This is a genomic window from Enhygromyxa salina, assembly GCF_002994635.1.
GTDB classification, from domain to species: domain Bacteria; phylum Myxococcota_A; class Polyangia; order Nannocystales; family Nannocystaceae; genus Plesiocystis; species Plesiocystis salina_B.
Genome location: NZ_PVNL01000128.1, coordinates 1 through 3,545, shown reverse-complemented (window position 1 = coordinate 3,545; position 3,545 = coordinate 1). Strand labels below are relative to the sequence as shown.

At 67.2% G+C, this 3,545-nt stretch carries 2 protein-coding genes and 1 pseudogene; 2 read left to right on the top strand and 1 reads right to left on the bottom strand.

Annotated features, from left to right (window positions below):
* A pseudogene (locus ENSA7_RS44485) lies at window positions 1–482 on the top strand (hypothetical protein); the annotation flags it as partial.
* 479 nt (window positions 483–961) lie between these two features.
* On the opposite strand, the gene ENSA7_RS45150 reads toward ENSA7_RS44485, so the two are convergent.
* Window positions 962–2,062: a peptidylprolyl isomerase gene (locus ENSA7_RS45150; protein WP_244923999.1), complete on the bottom strand. Its 1,101-nt coding sequence runs from the start codon at window positions 2,060–2,062 to the stop codon at window positions 962–964.
* A 135-nt stretch (window positions 2,063–2,197) separates the two neighbouring features.
* Between ENSA7_RS45150 and ENSA7_RS33370 the strand changes: the two genes are divergently transcribed.
* On the top strand, window positions 2,198–3,040 hold the full coding sequence (locus ENSA7_RS33370; RefSeq protein WP_146158432.1) for a hypothetical protein: 843 nt from the start codon (window positions 2,198–2,200) through the stop codon (window positions 3,038–3,040).
* The last annotated feature ends 505 nt before the right edge of the window (window positions 3,041–3,545 follow it).

The window sequence follows — 3,545 nt, the reverse complement described above, 5'->3', positions numbered from 1 at the left end:
TTGCTCGGCTCGCCCGATTCTGCGCCGCCGGGTCGGGCTCGGGGTCGGGGTCGGGGTCGGGCTCGGGTGGTTCGGCCGGCGCCGCAGAATCGGGCGAGCCGAGCAAACCCGACGAGACCATCGATCCCCTGGCCATCCAGGTCGCCAAGAACTGGGCGCGGGCGTTTGCCAAGGGCGAGATCATCACCATGGTCAACCGCAGCGCGCTGCCCTTCCACTCCGGCTCGAAGGTCGCCGCCAAGTCCAAAGAAGAGCTCGAGGGCCTGCTCGCGGCCCTGTCCGAAGAGGTCGCGGGCAAGTCGCCGAAGGTCGGCGGCACCTACAGCGCGGCCGGCCTGCGCAAGAAGTTCGGCTCGGTCCCGGCCGGCGTCGAAGAGGGCGAGGGCCGGCTCTACACGGTCGTGGAGATCGGCGGCGACTCGGTGATCCTGATGCTCGAGAAGCGCTTCGGCAGCTGGCGCATCATCGGCCTGACGCGCTGAAGATCGCTGCCGAAACTGAACCGGTCTACGACTGGCGCCTGCAAGCGGGCGAGGAGCCTCGCCCGAGCTGAAAAAGATCGCTGCCCGGGGTGATCCAGTCTACGACAGGCGCCTGCAAGCGGGCGAGGAGCCTCGCCCGAGCTGAAAAAGATCGCTGCCCGGGGTGATCCAGTCTACGACAGGCGCCTGCAAGCGGGCGAGGAGCCTCGCCCGAGCTGAAAACAGCCTCGCCCGAGCTGAAAAAGATCGCTGCCCGGGGTGATCCAGTCTACGACAGGCGCCTGCAAGCGGGCGAGGAGCCTCGCCCGAGCTGAAAAAGATTGCTGCCCGGGGTGATCCAGTCTACGACAGGCGCCTGCAAGCGGGCGAGGAGCCTCGCCCGAGCTGAAAACAGCCTCGCCCGAGCTGAAAACAGCCTCGCCCGAGCTGAAAACAGCCTCGCCCGAGCTGAAAACAGCCTCGCCCGAGCTGAAAACAGCCTACTGGCGCTTGAAGCTGAGCTTGTTGATGACGATGTCCTCGAACGGCTTGTCGGGGATCGGCTGGCTCTGGGTCCGGACCTTGGACATCTCGATCGGCAGGGTGGGGTCCGGGCAAAACCCGAAGATCGTGTGGCGGTCGTTGAGCGCCATGGTGTCGCGGACGGTCACGAAGAACTGCGCGCTGCCAGTGTTGCCGACCGTCAGCCCGGTCTCGTCGTCGTAGATCGGCTTGTTGGTGCGCGGGTCGTAGGGGTTGCGGTTGGCCATCGACAGGAACCCGGGGCCCTTGTGGCGCAGCTCGGGGTCAAACTCGTCGGGGATGAAGTAGCCGGGGGTGCCGACGCCCATCGCGGTTGGATCGCCGCCCTGCAACATGAAGTCTTTGATCACCCGGTGGAAGATCGTGCCGTCGTAGTAGGGCGCCTTCTTCCACTCCTCGGACTTGCGGTCGCGGGGATCCAAGAACGGACGCACGCCGCGGGCGAGGCCGACGAAGTTCGCCACCGTCAGCGGCGCCTTGTGTTCGTAGAGCTCGCACTCGAACGTGCCCATGCTGGTCTCGAACACCGCCGTGAGCTTGCCCTTGCTGGCGTCGGCCAGCTCGGCTTCGCCCTCGAACGCCATCTCGAGCGTGAACGGCCCGTCGATCGGGTCACCCTGCGACTTGTTGTAGTTGAACACGTCGGGCCCGATCAGGCCGGACTTGGGCGGCAGCCGGAACCCCTTGCGAAATTCACGAGCGACCCGCTTGTCCTTGGTGCACGCGCAGCCTTCCCCCTCGGGCTTGTCGCAGGTCTCGCCCTCGACCGTGCACTCGTCGCCGCAGGGGGTGCCGACAAAGCAGTAGCGACAGCAGCTGGCGTCGGCGGCGGGTGGCGCCGCGGTGGTGGCGGGCGGCGCCTGCTTGGTGTCGGCTCCGGCCGCGGGCGCCGGGCCCTTGCCCGCGGCTTGCTTGGCGTCGGCCTTGCCCGGCTGAGGGCTCGCCGCTGGACACCCGCTGAGCGAGAGCAACACCGTCGCTCCCAGCAGCGCCGAGCCTGGCCCAAGCTGGCGAGAGATGAAGGAAGCGAGGCCGGTCGGACGTGGGATCACTTGCATGGTCACGGCGGGCTCAGAGCTACCACGAAACTTCGCGCACTCAGAAGAGAAGGCCGCGCTCGGGCCCTCGCCTTGGGCTTCGCCGGGCGCTACTCTCGCCCGCGTGACGCCATGGGCTGCCAGGGGTGTGTATTGATGACTCGATCCTTGCGCATCCCGCTGCTGGCCGCGGTGCTGGCCGTCTCGTTCTCTGGCGGCTGTAAAAACCGCGACAAGGGCGGCACGCTCAGCGAGCTGCGGCCCCCCAAGGACGCGCAGCCGTGGGAGTCGGGCAAGGCCATCGCGTTCGACGACGCCTACACCCCCACCGCGATCAACCTGCAAGGCCGGGCGCCCAACGACGTCACGGATCAGCAGCTGTTTCAGGCCCGGCTGGGTCACGCCGACATCGTGATGCTGGTCCGCATCGAGCAGGTGTGGGGCCGCGGCCGCTACCAGGGCCGCCAAGATCAGTTCGTCGAGGTCGAGATCGGCGAGTTCTTGCTGGGCAAGCTGCCCAAAGACGCCCCTGAGCGGCTGCTGATCGAGGTGGGCGGGGTCGACGAGCTGCCCGGCGCGCTCAAGGGCGAGATCATGCTGCTGTTCCTGCGCTGGGACGTGGAGTCCGAGCCGCCCTACCATCATCATTTGATGCCGGCCGATGACGAGCTCGTCGCGCTGATCAAGGCGATGGTGAAGCACGCGCAGGACGAGGGCGTGCTCAACGCCAAGGGCGACGAGACCAACGCCAAGAAGCGCGGCCGCAAGGGCAAGCGCAAGGGCAGGCGCAAGGGCGACGACAAGGCCGCGCCCGACAGCGCGCTCGAGGTCGACGCCCCCTCCGCGAGCGGCGGCGGCAGCCCGATCGGTGCCGATCCCGCGCTCGCGCCTGGCGGACAACACGATCCAGGCGAGCCACCCGCGCCCACCGGCCCCAAGCCCGACGACAGCACGGGCCTACAGAACCTTGGGGACGACACCGAGCCCGCTCCCGAGTAGCGCGCCGCGGGCGGTCTTCGCCGGCGCGCCACGCGACCAACAACAAAACAGCCCGCTGCCCAAGGTGAACCAATCTACGACTGGCGCCTGCAAGCGGGCGAGGAGCCTCGCCCGAGCTGAAAAAAATCAAAAAGTTCTTTCTCAACCTTGACTCGGGTCTGGTTCGCAAGTAGATACCGCCTCCCCCGACCGGGCCAACACCCGGGACACCCGACGCGACGCCTGCCCAGCAAGGGCACCGTTTCGCCGGACCGGCTCAGCGGCTTCGGTCAACGAGCGAGTGGGGGAGCTTCGCTGCCTGAAAACTGGAGAGCAGGAACACGGACCACGAAACCGCACGGTCCGGTTTTGCGCCCGAGCACGCTCGAGCGCAGCACGCCGAGACCGCCCGCGGGGCCGTCGATCAGCAATGGTCGACAACCTCGTCACATGAGGGGCAACCTTCATGAATGACAAAAAACCAAAGTCCTCCTGATGAGAGATCAAGCAGGGGGCAGCCAGACTC